General features: G+C 66.0%; 14 protein-coding genes and 1 pseudogene. 9 read left to right on the plus strand and 6 right to left on the minus strand.

The window, feature by feature from the left end; genetic code table 11:
• The first annotated feature begins 64 nt into the window (after positions 1 to 64).
• From AWC03_RS22385 to AWC03_RS22395, 3 genes are all read left to right on the plus strand, one after another.
• Complete coding sequence (locus AWC03_RS22385) at positions 65 to 1216, plus strand: amidohydrolase family protein (RefSeq protein ID WP_142278478.1); 1152 nt, start codon at positions 65 to 67, stop codon at positions 1214 to 1216.
• A gap of 85 nt (positions 1217 to 1301) precedes the next feature.
• On the plus strand, positions 1302 to 1541 hold the full coding sequence (locus tag AWC03_RS22390; RefSeq protein WP_142278479.1) for a hypothetical protein: 240 nt from the start codon (positions 1302 to 1304) through the stop codon (positions 1539 to 1541).
• On the plus strand, positions 1538 to 2758 hold the full coding sequence (locus AWC03_RS22395) for an acetyl-CoA hydrolase/transferase C-terminal domain-containing protein (protein WP_085242888.1): 1221 nt from the start codon (positions 1538 to 1540) through the stop codon (positions 2756 to 2758). Before AWC03_RS22390 ends, AWC03_RS22395 begins: the two co-directional genes overlap by 4 nt.
• A gap of 9 nt (positions 2759 to 2767) precedes the next feature.
• Here AWC03_RS22395 and AWC03_RS22400 read toward each other — a convergent pair whose 3' ends face one another.
• From AWC03_RS22400 to AWC03_RS22410, 3 genes are read right to left on the minus strand one after another with little or no spacing between them, the layout of a single operon-like run.
• Positions 2768 to 3721, minus strand: coding sequence for a VOC family protein (locus tag AWC03_RS22400; protein ID WP_085242889.1), 954 nt, complete (start codon positions 3719 to 3721; stop codon positions 2768 to 2770).
• 2 nt (positions 3722 to 3723) lie between these two features.
• Positions 3724 to 4935, minus strand: a complete 1212-nt coding sequence (locus tag AWC03_RS22405) for a CaiB/BaiF CoA transferase family protein (RefSeq protein WP_085242890.1) — start codon at positions 4933 to 4935, stop codon at positions 3724 to 3726.
• Positions 4936 to 4960: 25 nt separating this feature from the next.
• On the minus strand, positions 4961 to 6448 hold the full coding sequence (locus AWC03_RS22410; RefSeq protein ID WP_085242891.1) for an aldehyde dehydrogenase family protein: 1488 nt from the start codon (positions 6446 to 6448) through the stop codon (positions 4961 to 4963).
• A 167-nt stretch (positions 6449 to 6615) separates the two neighbouring features.
• On the opposite strand from AWC03_RS22410, the pseudogene AWC03_RS22415 reads away from it, so the two are divergent.
• The 4 genes and pseudogenes from AWC03_RS22415 to AWC03_RS22430 all read left to right on the plus strand — a co-directional run.
• Positions 6616 to 6891, plus strand: a pseudogene (locus AWC03_RS22415) (acyl-CoA dehydrogenase family protein); the annotation flags it as partial.
• Between the two features lie 13 nt (positions 6892 to 6904).
• A complete protein-coding gene (locus AWC03_RS22420) occupies positions 6905 to 8047 on the plus strand; it encodes an acyl-CoA dehydrogenase family protein (protein WP_085242893.1) in 1143 nt (380 codons plus the stop codon).
• A 99-nt stretch (positions 8048 to 8146) separates the two neighbouring features.
• Complete coding sequence (locus AWC03_RS22425) at positions 8147 to 8887, plus strand: FadR/GntR family transcriptional regulator (protein ID WP_085242894.1); 741 nt, start codon at positions 8147 to 8149, stop codon at positions 8885 to 8887.
• Positions 8884 to 9711, plus strand: coding sequence for a PaaI family thioesterase (locus tag AWC03_RS22430; RefSeq protein WP_085242895.1), 828 nt, complete (start codon positions 8884 to 8886; stop codon positions 9709 to 9711). The genes AWC03_RS22425 and AWC03_RS22430 overlap by 4 nt, the downstream gene beginning before the upstream one ends.
• Before the next feature lie 29 nt (positions 9712 to 9740).
• Here AWC03_RS22430 and AWC03_RS22435 read toward each other — a convergent pair whose 3' ends face one another.
• On the minus strand, positions 9741 to 10901 hold the full coding sequence (locus tag AWC03_RS22435) for a thiolase C-terminal domain-containing protein (RefSeq protein ID WP_085242896.1): 1161 nt from the start codon (positions 10899 to 10901) through the stop codon (positions 9741 to 9743).
• Entirely contained in the window at positions 10898 to 12130 is a 1233-nt protein-coding gene (locus AWC03_RS22440) for a Zn-ribbon domain-containing OB-fold protein (RefSeq protein WP_085242897.1), read from the minus strand. Before AWC03_RS22440 ends, AWC03_RS22435 begins: the two co-directional genes overlap by 4 nt.
• 109 nt (positions 12131 to 12239) lie before the next feature.
• Here AWC03_RS22440 and AWC03_RS22445 point away from each other — a divergent pair, with 109 nt between their 5' ends.
• Together AWC03_RS22445 and AWC03_RS22450 are read left to right on the plus strand one after the other, a co-directional pair.
• On the plus strand, positions 12240 to 13103 hold the full coding sequence (locus tag AWC03_RS22445) for an SDR family oxidoreductase (RefSeq protein WP_244275327.1): 864 nt from the start codon (positions 12240 to 12242) through the stop codon (positions 13101 to 13103).
• Positions 13104 to 13188: 85 nt separating this feature from the next.
• Positions 13189 to 13968 carry an SDR family oxidoreductase gene (locus AWC03_RS22450; RefSeq protein WP_085242898.1) on the plus strand — a complete coding sequence of 260 codons (780 nt, stop codon included), beginning with the start codon at positions 13189 to 13191 and terminating at the stop codon, positions 13966 to 13968.
• An 87-nt stretch (positions 13969 to 14055) separates the two neighbouring features.
• Here the strand turns inward: AWC03_RS22450 and AWC03_RS22455 are convergent, their stop codons facing one another.
• Positions 14056 to 14886 carry an enoyl-CoA hydratase/isomerase family protein gene (locus AWC03_RS22455; RefSeq protein WP_085242899.1) on the minus strand — a complete coding sequence of 277 codons (831 nt, stop codon included), beginning with the start codon at positions 14884 to 14886 and terminating at the stop codon, positions 14056 to 14058.
• Positions 14887 to 15005: the final 119 nt, after the last annotated feature.

The raw sequence follows: 15005 nt of genomic DNA on the forward strand, positions 1-15005 counted from the left end.
CTAAATAACTAAATGTTTTGACGTTTCACGGCTGTGTGACGTTCACCCGCCCAAGGAGACATTGATGCCGTTGCAGCCCTGGATGGAGTTGATCTCCGTCGACGATCACCTGATCGAACACCCGAAGGTCTGGAGCGACCGACTCCCTACCAAGTACGTGGAGGCCGGGCCGAAGATCATCGAGTGGGAACGCCCCGACACCGGACAGATGTGTCAGGTCTGGGATTACGAGGGGCGTATATACCCCTACATCGGGCTCAACGCGGTGGCGGGCAAGAAGCCCGAGGAGTACGGCATCGAGCCGGTGCGCTACGACGACATGATCCCCGGCTGCTACGACCCCAAGGCCCGGGTCGCCGACATGGACATCGACGGCGTGCAGGCGATGACGTGTTTCCCGTCGTTCCCGCGATTCGCCGGTGCGGTCTTCGCCGAGGGCGAGGACAAGGAACTGGCGGTGTTGTGCTCCAAGGCGTGGAACGATTTCCACCTCGATGAGTGGGCCGCCACTGCGCCCGACCGATTCGTCCCCGTCGCGATGCTGCCGTTCTGGGACATCGAGGCGAGCGTGAAGGAGGTCCACCGCGTCGCCGGCAAGGGCGCCAAGTGCGTGACGTTCCCCGACCTGCCGGACAAGCTGGGTCTGCCCTCGGTGCATTCCGATCACTGGGATCCGCTGCTGTCGGCGATGGAGGAGACCGGCATGGTGCTGGCCCAGCACTTCGGTTCCGGCGGCTTCCCGCCGCCGATCGCGCCGGACGCCCCGTTCGCGGTGTTCGTCACCTTGATGGGCACCATGTCGATGACCGCGCTGACCGACTGGTTGTTCAGCCACACCCTCTACCGGCACCCCAAGCTGAAGATCGGCTTGAGCGAGGGCGGCGTCGGCTGGATTCCCTACATCTTGGAGCGCGCCGACAGCGTATGGCGCAAGCATCGTTTCTACAACAACGTCAACCAGGACCATCCGCCAAGCTACTTGTGGAAGAAGCACTTCCATGGCTGCTTCATCGAGGATGACTTCGGTATGGAGGTCCGCGACAAGATCGGCATCGAACAGATCACCTGGGAGTGTGACTACCCGCACTCGGACTCGTTCTGGCCGCAGAGCCGCGAACGTGCCGCCCAGGCGTTGGAGAACGTGCCCGACGATGAAGCCCACAAGATCGTGGAACTCAACGCCCGGGGCTTCTACAACTTCCCCAAGGCGGCCTGACCGTCGACGGCACCAGCACAACGGGAACCGGCCCCAGGGTGGGTCCGCGTGCCGACCACTGGGTACCCCCGAAAGGGTGATCAGCGTGGCAGATTTCGAGCGCATCAAGCAGTTGCCCGTCGACGACTGGGCCGACCAGGACCTGCTCACCAAGGACGAGGCCAGAGGGCGATTGGTTGCCGAGATCGAGCGCACCCGGCGCCGGCTGGATCAGCTGCGGTCCGACGATCCCGCCAACGACGCGGAGATCATGTTGGTGGCCCGGCGTCTCAACGCCATGGAATCCGTCCGCGGTGAGTACGACGCCTACCTGGACGGGAAATGACCCCACCTCCTTCCGAAAGCCCGGTGCTGAGCACAGTCGGCCCGAAAGGTCTCGAATCGGCGCTGCGGTCGGTACTGCGGGCCGGAAGCCGCGTGGTGCTCGGGGACGGCGTCGGCCAGGTTCGCACGCTGGAGTCCGGTGACGCGATCGGCACCGTGCTGTCAAAGGTGGCCCGCGACGTTGGCGATCTTGGGCTGGTGCTGGCGTGGCTGCCGACACCGCTCGAGGGTCTAGAGCCCGAGGCGTTCGGTGAGATCGTTGCACTGATGCCGGGCTGGGGCATGCGCCGGGTGCTGGGCGCCCCCAACGCGCGGTTCGTGCCAACCAGGCTGGCGGCTGTTCCCGCGCTGCTGGCCGGTGCGTTGCGACCCGATGTGCTCGTCACCAGGCTCGTCGAGCGCGGCGGTGCGCTGCACTTCGGCACCGAGGTGTCCTGGCAGCGCGAACTGGTGGATTCGGGGGTTCCGGTACTGGCGATCCTCGACAGCAACGCGCCGAAGGCCGACGCCGGTCCGCCGCTGAGCCGGGCGGCGGTGACGGTCGTCGCCCGCAGCGACGACGGCCCAATCCGGTTCCCGCACAAGGAGCCCGACCCGGTGCACGACCAGCTTGCCGACGCCGTGCTGCGCTTCGTCCCCGAGGGCGCCCGGCTGCAGTACGGTCCGGGCCAGCTGGGCACCGCCCTGCTTCGGCGAGCGTCGTGGCCGTTGCGGATCGATACCGGCCTGCTCACCGACGCCGTGGTCGACCTCGACGACCGTGGTCTGCTGGCCGGGACGCCGTCGGCCACCTACTTGCTCGGCGGTGACCGGCTGTTCGACTGGGCTGATGGTCGACCGATCCTGCATGGCATCTCCTATACGCACGACTTCACCCGGCTGCGCGACGGCGCACCGCTGATCGCGGTCAACACGGCCATCGAAATCGATCCGGTCGGTCAGGTGAATGTCGAAGGCATCGGCGACAACGTGGTGGGCGGCATCGGTGGACATCCGGACTACTGTGCCGCAGCCGCGATGAGTCGTCATGGATTGTCGGTCATCGCGGTGCCGTCGGCCTTCGGCGGCCGCTCACCGCTTGTGGAGCGGCTCAGCCGCCCGGTATCGACACCGGCCTACGACGTCGACGTGATCGTCACCGAGTCGGGCCACGCCGATCTGCGCGGCACCGATTGGGCGCGGCGGCGCAAGCTCATCGGCGAGCTGTTCGGAGCCTGAACCGGCGAATTAGCGCTGGAAGTACTTGAGCGGGCGCTCGACGAACTCGAAGACCACCCCGTCGGGTGAGCGCAGAAACGCAATGTAGAGGCCCTCGATCTTGGTGCCCGGCAGCGGACACCACACCGGGTTACCTTGCGGCTCGATGGAATCAGGCAGCGCTGCCAGTGCTTTTTCGACGTTCTCCACCCGCAGCGCGCACCGGTAGAGGCCTTGGTGGTTGCCGCCCCAGGGCACCGGAGGCAGATCGGCGCTGCCGGGGTGCTCGACCACCGTGAGGCTGAATTGGTGGCCGTCCTCGGGCAGGGCGAGCTGGGCGACGACGCACTCGACGGGTTCGGATGACCCGCCGGGTGAAAGCTGGTCGCCGGTGATGGTCCTGCCCGTCGGCGCCTGCACCACGGCGAAGCCGAGAGAGGTCAAGAACTCCGCGGTCTTGCTCGCGTCGATGGCCGCGATGCGTATCCCGCTCAACAGCGCCCCCGCCGACGCGGGGGCGTCACCGGGGGCCTCGGCCAGCTCGATCACCACACCGTCGGGGTCGAGCACCAGCACCGACTTGCTACCGGAGATCAGGCCGTCGACCGGGTCGCTGACCACCACACTGCGCTCACGCAGCATCCTCACCGTAGCGGCCAGGTCGCTGACCGTCATCAGCGCCGACCGGATGCCCGGGCGGAGCGGGTCGGTGCTCAGGTCGCATTTCAGGGCCGGCGAGTGCCACTCGATGACCTCCAGGGCGCAGCCGCGGCGGCCGCCGCGGGCGTCATACAGAAACGAAGTGGCGCAGTAACTTTCGCCGTCGAGTCCGAGGATTCTGCCGTCGGTGGGCGCTTCGGGGTCGGTCCGCATCCGCGCGGACAAGCCCAGCTGTTGGGCGTAGAGCGCCTCGCTGGCGTCTAGCGACGCGCTGTTGAGGTTGACGTGCAGGAACCGCCGCGCCAGGTCGTCAGATACCGGCATGCCTACAGCACCACCGAGTTGATCTTCAAATCGATGATCTCGTCCTCACTGAACCCCAGTTCGGCCAACAACGCGTCGGTTTGTTCACCGTGCCCCGGCGCGCAGGTCAGGTCAAGCGGCGCCCCGTCGAACTGAACCGGGCTGGCCGCCAAGGCGAATTCGTTGTCGTTGGCGTCGGTGACCCGCGGTAGATACCCGTTGACGATCGCCTGTGGATCACTGTGCACCTCGTGGGCGGTACGCATGATGTCCCACACCCCGTCGAACCCGGCGAATGCCTTCTCCCAGTGGGCGAGGTCCCGGGACTCAAACGCCGAACGCAGTTCGGCGATGCACTCGGTGCGGTTGCCGAAGCGCACCATCGCATTCGCGAAGCGCTCATCGTCGATCAGGTCCGACCGGCCCAGGCGGGTGCAGAAATCGGCCCAGAACCGATCCGCCTGCAGCAGCACGAAGGCGATGAACCGGCCGTCCCGGGTCTTGTAGATGCTGGCCACCGGATTGGGCATCTCGTCGAGATTGAACTTAGGAATGTCCTGCCCGGTCACCCCGGCCCCGACGATGTCGGGCCCGAGTTGCCAGATCGCCGCATTGAGCAGCGAGACGTCCACCACCGAGGGCTCGCCGGTGCGCTCACGTTTGACCAGGGCCGCCGCGATACCACCCGCGATGGCCAGACCACCGTAGGAGTCGCCGAACGCCGGCCGCTGAATCGGTGGGTAGGAGCCGTCGCCGGCGGCGTACGCCTCGCCGATTCCCCCTCGCGCCCAATAAGCGGCCAGATCAAAACCACCCTGGGAGGCCAGGTCTCCCTTGGTGCCGTAGCCGTGACCGCGAGCATAGATGATCCTGGGGTTGCGGGCACGGACCTGCTCGACGTCGATGCCCATCCGCTGCCGGGAGTCCGGCAGCAGGTTGGTAACGAAGACGTCGGCGGTCTCGAGCAGCTTCATCAACACCTCCAGCCCCTCGGGACTGGAGGTGTCCAGCCCGATACTGCGTTTCCCCCGGTTGGGCTGCTCGACGAAATGGTTCACTCCCCCGGCGCCGGTGACGATGCCGGAACTGACCAGGCCGCGCTGCGGGTCGCCGGTCTCGGGGTGCTCAACCTTGATGACGTCGGCGCCCCAGTCGGCGAGCACGGCTCCGGCCGCGGGCACGAATGTCCACGCCGCCAACTCGACGACACGGATTCCGTTGAGGATGTCTGTCATTGCTTCCTTCGTTTTGCTGACGGGCTCAGTACGCGATGACCTTGGTCTGCAGGTGCTGCTCGAAGCCCTCGAAACCGTTCTGCCGGCCGATGCCGCTCATCTTGTAGCCGCCGAATGGTGCGTCGGGGCCGTAGAAGATGGCACCGTTGACATTCACCGATCCGGTACGGATGCGCCGCGCGATGGCCATCGCCCGCTCGGCGGACCCGAGAACGGTGCCCGCCAGCCCGTAGATGGAGTTGTTCGCCATCTCCACGGCGCCGTCGTCACCACCGTCGTACGGGGTGATCGTGATTACGGGACCGAAGATCTCCTCCTGAAAGACCCGGTGCTCGGGTGCGACGTCGGCGAGAACTGTCGGCGCAACGAAGTAGCCGCGGTCCAGCCCCTCGGGCTTGCCACCGCCCACGGTCACCCGGGCGCCTTGTTCCTTGGCGACCCGGATGTAGTCCATCACCCGGTCGCGCTGTTTGGCCGACACCAGCGGGCCGCAGAAGTTGGCCGGGTCGCTCGGGTCGCCAATGGTGACCCCGGCAAAGGCCGCGGTGGCCAGTTCGACGGCCTGGTCATAATGCGATCTGGGCACCAACATCCGGGTGGTCAGCGCGCAGCCTTGGCCCGAGTGCATCAGCGCGCCGATACATCCTGGGACGGTCTCGGCCAGATTGGCGTCGTCGAGCAGCAGATAGGCCGACTTGCCACCGAGTTCCATCAGGTTGCGCTTCATGGTCGCCGCGGTCAGCCGACCGATCAGTTCACCGACCGCGGTCGAGCCGGTGAAGGAGATCATGTCGACTCGCGGATCGGTCAGCAGGCGCTGGGCGATGTCGTTGTCCGACGCGGGCACGATGTTGACCACACCGGCCGGGATATCGGTCTTTTCGGCGATGATGCGGCCCCAGCGCAGCGCGCTCCACGGTGTTTCCATCGCGGGCTTGAGCACCATCGTGTTGCCGGTGGCCAGGATCTGGCCGACCTTGTTGCTGATGATCTCGACGGGGAAGTTCCACGGCGTGATGGCGCCGACCACACCCATCGGCTCCTTGACCACGACGCGGTTGTAGGGCACGCCCATCAGGGCGGCCTCCTCGAGCTGGCGCTCCCAAGGGAATTCGGAGATGTACTGCGCGGGCCAGCGGATCGCCTCGGCCAACGGCCAGTCCAACTGCGCGATGTAGGTCATGCCCAGCGGAGAGCCCGCCTCGGCCACCAGCTCGGCGCGCATCTCCTCCTTCTCCTGTTGCAGCGCCTCGTGCAACTGCATGAGGCAGTGCTGCCGGAACGCGCGGTCGGTGGACCAGGTCGTGGTGTCGAAGACCCGACGGGCCGCTGCGATCGCCTCGTCCATATCCTGGGCGCTGGCGTCTGTCGCCACGCCCAACAGCTCTTCGGTCGCGGGATTGAGGTTGTCGACGGTGTTGCCCGTCGAGGATTCGCGCAGGCAACCATCGATGTACAGGCGCGATTCGGGGTTGAACTGGACGGTGGTTGCGGCGACTGGCGAAGCCGTCATCAGAGCTTCCTCTCGCTGGACTGTCGGCGTGGTTTATTGTACTCATTTATAGATAATTGTTTAGCGGATTAGCCGACGGGTTGTCCGCGACGTCACGAAGGGGGTCCCGGTTGACCGCCCCTGCCGATGCCGCCAGCCGTCACCGTGACTACAGGTCGGACGTCCCACTGAGCACCTCGTGGCGCTTCAGTGCGCGGTTGTCAGCGCAGGCCGCCAAGGCTACGGCCGGGCGGGCGCACCGCGTCGTCAGCGAGGCGGCCCTGCAGGTGTGCGGTGCGATCGCCCTGACCGCCGAGCACGAGCTGAACCGTTACACCGCGCGAGGGTTCCAGGTTGACGCGCTGCGCGAATCCCACCTTCAGCTGGAAGACCTGCTCGACGAGCGACTATTCGAGATGCATCCCCCGACCCGCCCCTTGCCTGTGCTCGTCGCCTGCAGCTGAGGAAGGAAACCACATGCGCCGCAATATTTTCGACGACGTCCACAACGAATTTCGCGCCACCGCACGCGCGTTCTTCGAACGTGAATGCGCGCCCTACAGCGAGAAATGGGAACGCGAAGGCAAGGTCAGCCGCGAGGCATGGCGCGCCGCCGGTGAGCATGGCTTGATCGGCTGGGCGCTGCCGGAGCGCTTCGGCGGCATGGGACTCACCGATTACCGTTTCAACCAGATTCTCTCCGAGGAGATGATGGCCACCGGTTCGGTGGGCATCGGTCTGGGCGTGCAAAACGACATCCTGGTGCCGTATCTCGACGACCTCACGACAGAGGAGCAGAAAGAGCGCTGGCTGCCCAAGTTCATCTCCGGTGAGTACATCGGCTCGATCGCAATGTCAGAGCCAGCCGCCGGTTCCGACCTGGCGGGCATCAAGACCACCGCGACGGATGCCGGCGACCACTGGGTGGTCAACGGCCAGAAAACGTTCATCAGCAACGGGCTGCTGTCCAAGCTCGTGCTGACCGCCGTCAAGACCGAGCCGTCGGCGGGCCGCAAAGGCATCAGCCTGCTGATGATCGAGGACGGCATGGAGGGCTTCACCCGCGGCCGCAAGCTCGACAAGATCGGCCAATGGTCCGCCGACACCGCCGAGCTGTTCTTCGACAACGTCCGTGTCCCCAAGGAGAACCTCGTCGGCGAGCTCAACCGCGGCTTCTACCACCTCCTTTCGCACCTCCCGAGCGAGCGGCTGGGCATCGCCTGCTATGGCCTGCCGATGGCCCGGCGCGCGTTGCAGCTGACGAAGACCTACGCACTCGAGCGCACCGCGTTCGGTCAGCCCGTCGGCAAGTTCCAGGTGAACCGCCACTTCCTGGCCGAGATGCAGACCAAGCTGGACGCCGCGCAAACCTACCTCGACCAGTGTGTCCTGGCGCTGAACGAGGGCGAACTGACGGCCGAGGACGCCGCAGGCCTGAAGTGGTGGACCACCGAGGTGCAGTGGGAGATCATCGACCGTTGCCTGCAATTGCACGGGGGCTACGGCTACATCAACGAATACGAGGTGGCCCGGCTGTGGCGCGATTCCCGGGTGCAGCGCCTCTACGGCGGAACCACCGAGATCATGAAGGATCTGATGGGCCGGTCGATGGGCTACTGACGCTGGTCAGGTTCCGCACTGGCCGACACCCGCTCGGGCTGCGGCGAGTCGGTTGATCTGCACTGACAGTTAGTTGATTCAGCGAGGCGGAGGGCGATTATGGAGGTCACCAATCTTCGGGAACCGAAGATGGCCGATCGCGTGGCCACCGTGCTGCGCAGAATGTTCATCCGCGGTGAGATCAGCGAGGGCTCGATGTTGCCCCCGGAATCGGAGCTGATGGAGCGGTTCGGGGTGTCGCGCCCGACGCTGCGCGAGGCGTTTCGGGTGCTGGAGTCCGAGTCCTTGATCGAGGTGCAGCGTGGCGTGCGTGGCGGCGCGCGGGTCACGCGTCCACGGCGCGAGACGCTGGCCCGATACGCCGGGCTGATCTTGGAGTACGAGGGCGTGACGTTGAAAGACGTCTACGATGCCCGGGCCAACCTGGAAACACCCATGGTGGTGGCGTTGGCCAATGGGGCCGACCCCGACGCCATCGCCGAGCTCGAGCGGATCGTCGAACACGAATCCCGACTGCAGCCCGGTATCGAGTCGATCGACAAGATGACCGACTTCCACGCCGCTATCGCGCGCTTGTCGGGTAACAAGACGCAGCAGATCGTCAGCGCCATGCTGCATCACATCATCGAAAAGGCCAACCGCTCGTTGCAGCCGACCGAGGGCGCAGCCGCAGAGCAGGCGCTGCGCCGTTCGGCCACGACGCATCGCATGGTCCTGGAACTGATCAAGTCCGGCGACGCGGACAGGGCCGGTGAGCTCTGGCAACGCCATCTGATGAAGGCAGAGGAGTTTCTGTTCGCCGGATCCAAGTTGTCAACCGTCGTCGACCTTCTCGAATGAACCGCATAACCGAGGAAGAGGTTCAGCGCGACATCGAGACACCCGACACCATCCGGGTGCGGTTCGGAATCGAATTCCTCGAGGCCAATCTCGCCGATGCGGCTATCGCCATGTCGATGCCGATAGCGGGCCTGCGCAACCCCTTTACCGGCGCGCCGGCGGTGGGTTTGCTGGCCATCCTGGTCGACGCCGCCGGCGGCATGTCCAACCATTACCGTCGTCGTACCGATCAGTGGACGGTGACAACGGAACTGACACTGGAGCTCAGCCCAGCCGAGTGGGCCGATGTCGAGAAGCCAGTGCTCGCCCGTGCACGCCCGCTGGGCCCCGTCGGCGGCACGACCCTTTCACTGTGCACGCTGAGCTTAGGCGGAACCGTCATCGGCGCCGGCGCGGTTCGTTCGTACTTCATCCCGGCAGAAGGTCGGCGGATCGAACGTCCCGCGGACTCATACCGGGGGTCGACGCGACAGTTGTCGGATCTGATGGCGGTCGATGTTGCCAGCCGCGGCGACGGCACCCCGGTACTGCGGCAGCGTGTCGACCCCTGTCTGAACAACGAGATCGGCATCATGCACGGTGGTGTCGCCGCGGCCGGCCTGGAGCTGACCGCATCGGCGGCAATCAACGCCGACCAACCGGGTGATCCGCTGCGAACCGCGTCGTTACAGGTGAACTTCTTGCGCCCGTTCATCGCCGGCCACAATTCTCGATACGTCGGAACGCCACTGCGCATCGGCCGCACCTCCGCGGTCAGCGATGCCCGGGCGATCGGCGACGATGACAAGGTGGCGATCACCGCGCGGCTGACCGCCTACCGCTGAGCGGCCAGGCAGGTATCGCCTCGGGCGGCTCAGGCCCGGTCGCGGGAAAGGATCGTCACTGCCGAGACGGCTGTCGGACCGCCGATGTTGTGCGCCAACCCGATTCGCGCACCGTCGACCTGATTCTCGGCCTCCCCACGCAACTGGTTGAACAGCTCGTAGCACTGGGCGACCCCAGTAGCGCCCGGCGGGTGGCCCTTGGCCTTCAGTCCCCCGCTGGGGTTGATCGGGATCGCGCCGCCAACGTAGTTCTCACGTCCCTCGACGATCTTGTACGCCTCGAAGCGCTCAGCGAAGCCGAGGTCTTCGTAGCTGATCAGTTCGACACCGGTGAAGCAATCGTGCACCTCGGCGACATCGATGTCGCGGGGCGTGAGACCGGCCATCTTGAGTGCCGCCTTCGCGGCCCGCACCGTCGGGGGAAAGGTGGTCATGTCGTCCTTGTGCTGGTGCATGACCCGGTCCATACCCAGGCCGACACCACGCACCCACACCGGCCTGTCGGTATAGCGGTCGACGACATCCTCGGCGGCCAGGATCACCGCGGCGGCGCCGTCGGACTGGGGGGTGCAGTCATAAAGTCCGAACGGCTCGGCCACGATGGGCGCGGCCAGTGCCTGCTCAACGGTGATTTCGTAGCGCAGCTGGGCTTTGGGGTTGTTCAGCGCGTGGAAGTGGTTCTTGACCGCCACCATGGCCATGTGCTCCCGGGTCGCCGGTGACTCATGCAGATAACGGGTGACGTGCAAGGCGAAGTTGGCCGGTGCGACAAGGCCCAGTGGATAGTCCCACGCGTTGTCGCGGGTCATCGCGGCCCACTCCCAGAACGTCGCGTTCGTCGCCGTCTCGCGCACCTTGTCAGCGCCAAGCACCAGCACGACGTCGTAGAGGCCGGAGGCGATGGCCAGGGTCCCGTTTCGGATCGCGTCATTACCTGTCGCACAGGCATTTTCGACACGCGTGACGGGGATGTCGGTGAGATCGAGGGTGTCGGCGAGGATTCCGGACGGGAATCCATCGGTGGTGGACAGCTCCCCGAACCAGGCGGCCTCGATCTCGGACTTTGTGACGCCCTTGTCGACGTGGGCCACCGCTTCGGCATAGGCCATCGGCACGAGGTCTTTGATCCCCAGGCCGAAATGTTCGGCGAACGGGGTCATCCCGGCACCGACAATTGCGACGTTCCTCATGCCCGGGCTCCTTGTGCCGTGTGCCGTTCGGTGCGCCCCGGCCAGAAGGCGTACCCGTAGTCGGGGATGCCTGCACGGGTCGCGATCCTGCGCAATACCACCGCGCCCGCTTGCCCGATGGTGGCCTCCCCCGCCGGCACGCCGGTGACCTTGAGCAGGACGCGCACCGGAGTTTCGTCCAGCTGGACCACCGCCAGCGAGTACGGGCTGGGCAGGTCGGGGACCGGAATCCGGATCGTGGTGTGAGTGTAGACGGTGCCGGTACGCGGCAGCGGCTCGAGCCGGTAGTGGTCAGACAGTACGCCGGAATCGTCGACACGGACCCGCGGCGGGAACTGAGGGGCTGCGTCGATTCCGGGACGCTCGTCGAAAACCGCTGCTTCCCAGCGAATTTTCGGCTCGAACGCACGTGCGTAGGCCGGTAGCGAGATCGGGATGCCCACACCGTCTGCCACGCGTGTCTTGGGCAGGTCACGGGCGGGCACCTCGTCGCGGACGATCCGCGGTGGCGTGTCGGCGAGCGTCAGCTCGCCGACGCTGACCGCGGATTGTTCGATGGCGAACAGCAGGCCGGGGGTGCGGTTGTCGATCACGTCGGCCAACAACCGGATGACCGCGGCGGCCGACACCGTTGCATCGTCGAGTGCGGCGGACGTGTCGAAGCCTCCGCCGAGCTGTCCGGCCTTTGCCCCGGCGACCGCGGCCACGACGGGAGACCCGGTCAGACCCAGGCGTGCGACCGTGGCCCGCACCCCGACCTCGCGCTGCAGCCGGGGATCAACATATACGTGGCGGGAACCGTCATCGACGCGGGCCAGCATGGGCAGGCTGCGGGCCTGACGCGCCGCGGCGGCCAGCGTGGTGCCGGCCGGGCCGGTCAGCACCGCCGACGCCCCCGCCGTGGCCTCGTTGTCGTCGGCGGCGATCACCAGTGTGTCGTCCGGGGCGCTGACGAGTTGGTCCAGCAGCGCCGGCGCCCCGCCGAGGACCTCAGCCACCGGGGTGTCGGCCGGCAACGAGAGGCCGGCCAGCAGCACCGCACCGTTGCCGCCCTCCAGCAGCGGGAAGTTGCGCGACACCATGATCACCCGGTGCGCCGATGCGTCGGGATCGGCGGCCCGGCCGGCCGCCACCGCCATGGTCAGCGCATCCTCGTCGGGCCCTTTGACGCGGCGGTCACCGACCTGCCATGGCGGCAGATAGGTGCCGATCGAGACGACATGGGTCATAGTGCCTCGCTTCAATCCGGCGGGGCGGCCGCATCTGGTGCCCCATTAATAAGCTATATAGTTATAGCATTTCAGGACAAGGTTCAACCGAGGCAGAAGGAGATGCATCGTGGCCGACGGCGGCTTGCGCACCTTGAAGGATCGTGTTGTCGTCATCACCGGGGCGAGCCGGGGTATCGGCCGCGACATCGCAGTCCGCGCGGCTGCCGATGGGGCCAGTGTGGTCTTACTGGCCAAGACGGACACCCCGAATCCCAAGATCGCGGGTACCCTCGCCGAAACCGCCGAGGCGGTGCAGGAGGCGGGCGGTAAGGCGCTGCCCCTGATGTGCGACGTGCGCGACACCGAGGCCGTCGCCGGTGTTGTCGCACAGGCCGCCGAGACCTTCGGCGCCATCGACATCGTGGTGAACAATGCGGGTGCGCTCGATCTGCGTCGCACCCCCGCGCTACCGCTAAAGATGTTCGAGCGTCTGCTCGCGGTAAACGTTGAGGGTCCGTTCGCGGTGGTGCAGGCGGCTTTTCCGCATCTACGAGCCTCGGACAACGCGCACATCGTCAACGTGTCCCCGCCGCTGGACCTGGCGCCAGCATGGGTCGGCGCGCATCTCGGCCACACCGTCGCCAAGTACGCCGAGAGCCTGCTGACCCTGGGCTGGGCCGCGGAATTCGCGTCGATTCCCATTGCCGTCAATTCGTTGTGGCCAGCCACCACCGTCGCCAGCACCGGGATGATGGCGGCGATGGGCGAGGACGTCGTGCGGGCGCAGGCGCGCAGTCCACGCATCATGGCCGACGCGATGCACGCACTGGTAACCCGCCCCGCCGCGAACTGCAGCGGTCACTTCTATACAGACGAAGAGGTGTTGCGCGAGGAGGGTATCGAGGATCTGGCCCAGTACCGTCTCGCCGCACGCGAGGAAGACCTGACCCCTAACTTCTACCTGCCGTCCACACCGCGGCCGGCTCTCTAAAGGCCGTGTGCGGCTGTGGCCTCCACGCGGAGCTGCCGGCACGGCAACCTAACCCAATGAAAAGTTCTGTTATCAAGGAGGACTGTTGAACCTACAGCAATTCGACGGCGCGTCGGCCATAGTCAGTGGCGGCGCGGGAGGTTTGGGCGAGGCGACCGTGCGGCGTCTACACAACGACGGCCTGGGCGTGGTGATCGCCGATCTCGCCGACGACAAGGGTAAGGCGCTGGCTGATGAGCTGGGCGACCGCGCCGTTTTCGTCCGCACCGATGTCACCAGCGAGGACAGCATCCTGGCCGCTATCGAGCAGGCCAATCAACTTGGTCAGCTGCGTTATGGGGTCGTGGCACACGGTGGTTTTGGAGTCGCGCAACGAATCGTCCAAAGGGATGGCAGCCCAGCGGATTTCGGCGGCTTCACCAAGACGATCGACCTATACCTCAACGGCACCTACAACGTCGCTCGACTGGTCGCCGCCTCGGTCGCGACGGCCGCACCGCGCGAGGATTCAGAGCGCGGCGCGCTGGTGCTGACGGCGTCGATCGCCGGCTACGAAGGCCAGATCGGGCAAACCGCCTACGCCGCGGCCAAGGCCGGTGTCATCGGGCTAACACTGGCCGCGGCCCGTGACCTGGGATCGGTGGGTATCCGGGTCAACACCATCGCCCCGGGAACGATGAAGACGCCGATCATGGAGTCGGTCGGCGAGGAGGCGATCGCCAAGTTCGCTTCCAATGTGCCCTTCCCCAGGCGACTCGGCGCTCCCAGCGAGTATGCCGACGCGGCGGTGTTCCTGCTCACCAACGGCTACGTCAATGGCGAGGTGCTGCGCCTCGACGGCGCTCAGCGTTTCACACCGAAGTAGACCAGCGGCACACGCAGCCAGGTCGGCGAACGAGCGCCGACCTGGCTGCGCTGCAACTGCATCCAGATGCGCCGGCCCGATGTCGGCCTACAGACGGCCGGCGACGCGCAGGCCGGGATGCACCCAGCTGGGTGACCGCTTCTCCTTGAACGCACGAAACCCTTCCCGCGCTTCCTCACCCGCCAGGCTGGTCTGCATTCCGATGCGGTCGAATAGTCCCAGGTAGTCGTCCAAGCTCGCCTTGATCACGCTGCGCGCGCCCGGTGCAGTCCGACAGCACTGGGCCAGTAGGTCATGTGCGACGTGCAGCACGTCGTCGTGGGCAACCACACGACTGACGATTCCCCAGTCAAGCGCCTCCTGGGCGGTCAGTGTCCGCCCAGTCAGCATCAGGTCCCGAGTCCGGACGGGCCCGATGATGCGCGCCAACATCTGGCTGTAGTAAGTGTCGGCGATACCGCGGAACAGCTCGGGTACCCGGAACGTCGCGCGCTCGCTGACCACGGCCACGTCGCTGCACATCGCGATCTGCAGACCGCCCCCCTGACACAGGCCGTTGACCGCTGCCACAACCGGTTTTGACGACGTGCGAAGACTGTCAAACGGCGTCACATCCATGCCCAGGTTCGCCGCGAAGTCCATCCAATCATCCACGCCCCCCTGACCCAAGTCACCCCCAGGCGCGAACACATCACCGGTCCCGGTGATGATCAGACCAGCCAGCCCGGGATCAGCGTTGACTCTGCTGACGGCATACCGGATCCCGAAGTACATCGCCGGAGTCATGGCGTTGCGGGCTTGCGGCCGGTCCAGGGTGCATACGGCAACTGGTCCTTCCCGCTTGAACGAGAGATACGGAGTCCCGAGCCAATCCCCGTGCGGCGGACGCGGAGCGGCGGTATCACTGTTGTCCGGCATGTCGATCTCCTATCACTGCAGTGGCAAGGTCACCCCCAAGGAAATAACAAAATAGTTGTATGATTCAACCCGCCGGGGGTAACATCCCCAGGTAGATCTGAGCCGGCTGATCACAGAAC

This window comes from Mycobacterium europaeum (assembly GCF_002102155.1).
In the GTDB taxonomy this organism is placed as follows: Bacteria; Actinomycetota; Actinomycetes; order Mycobacteriales; family Mycobacteriaceae; genus Mycobacterium; species Mycobacterium europaeum.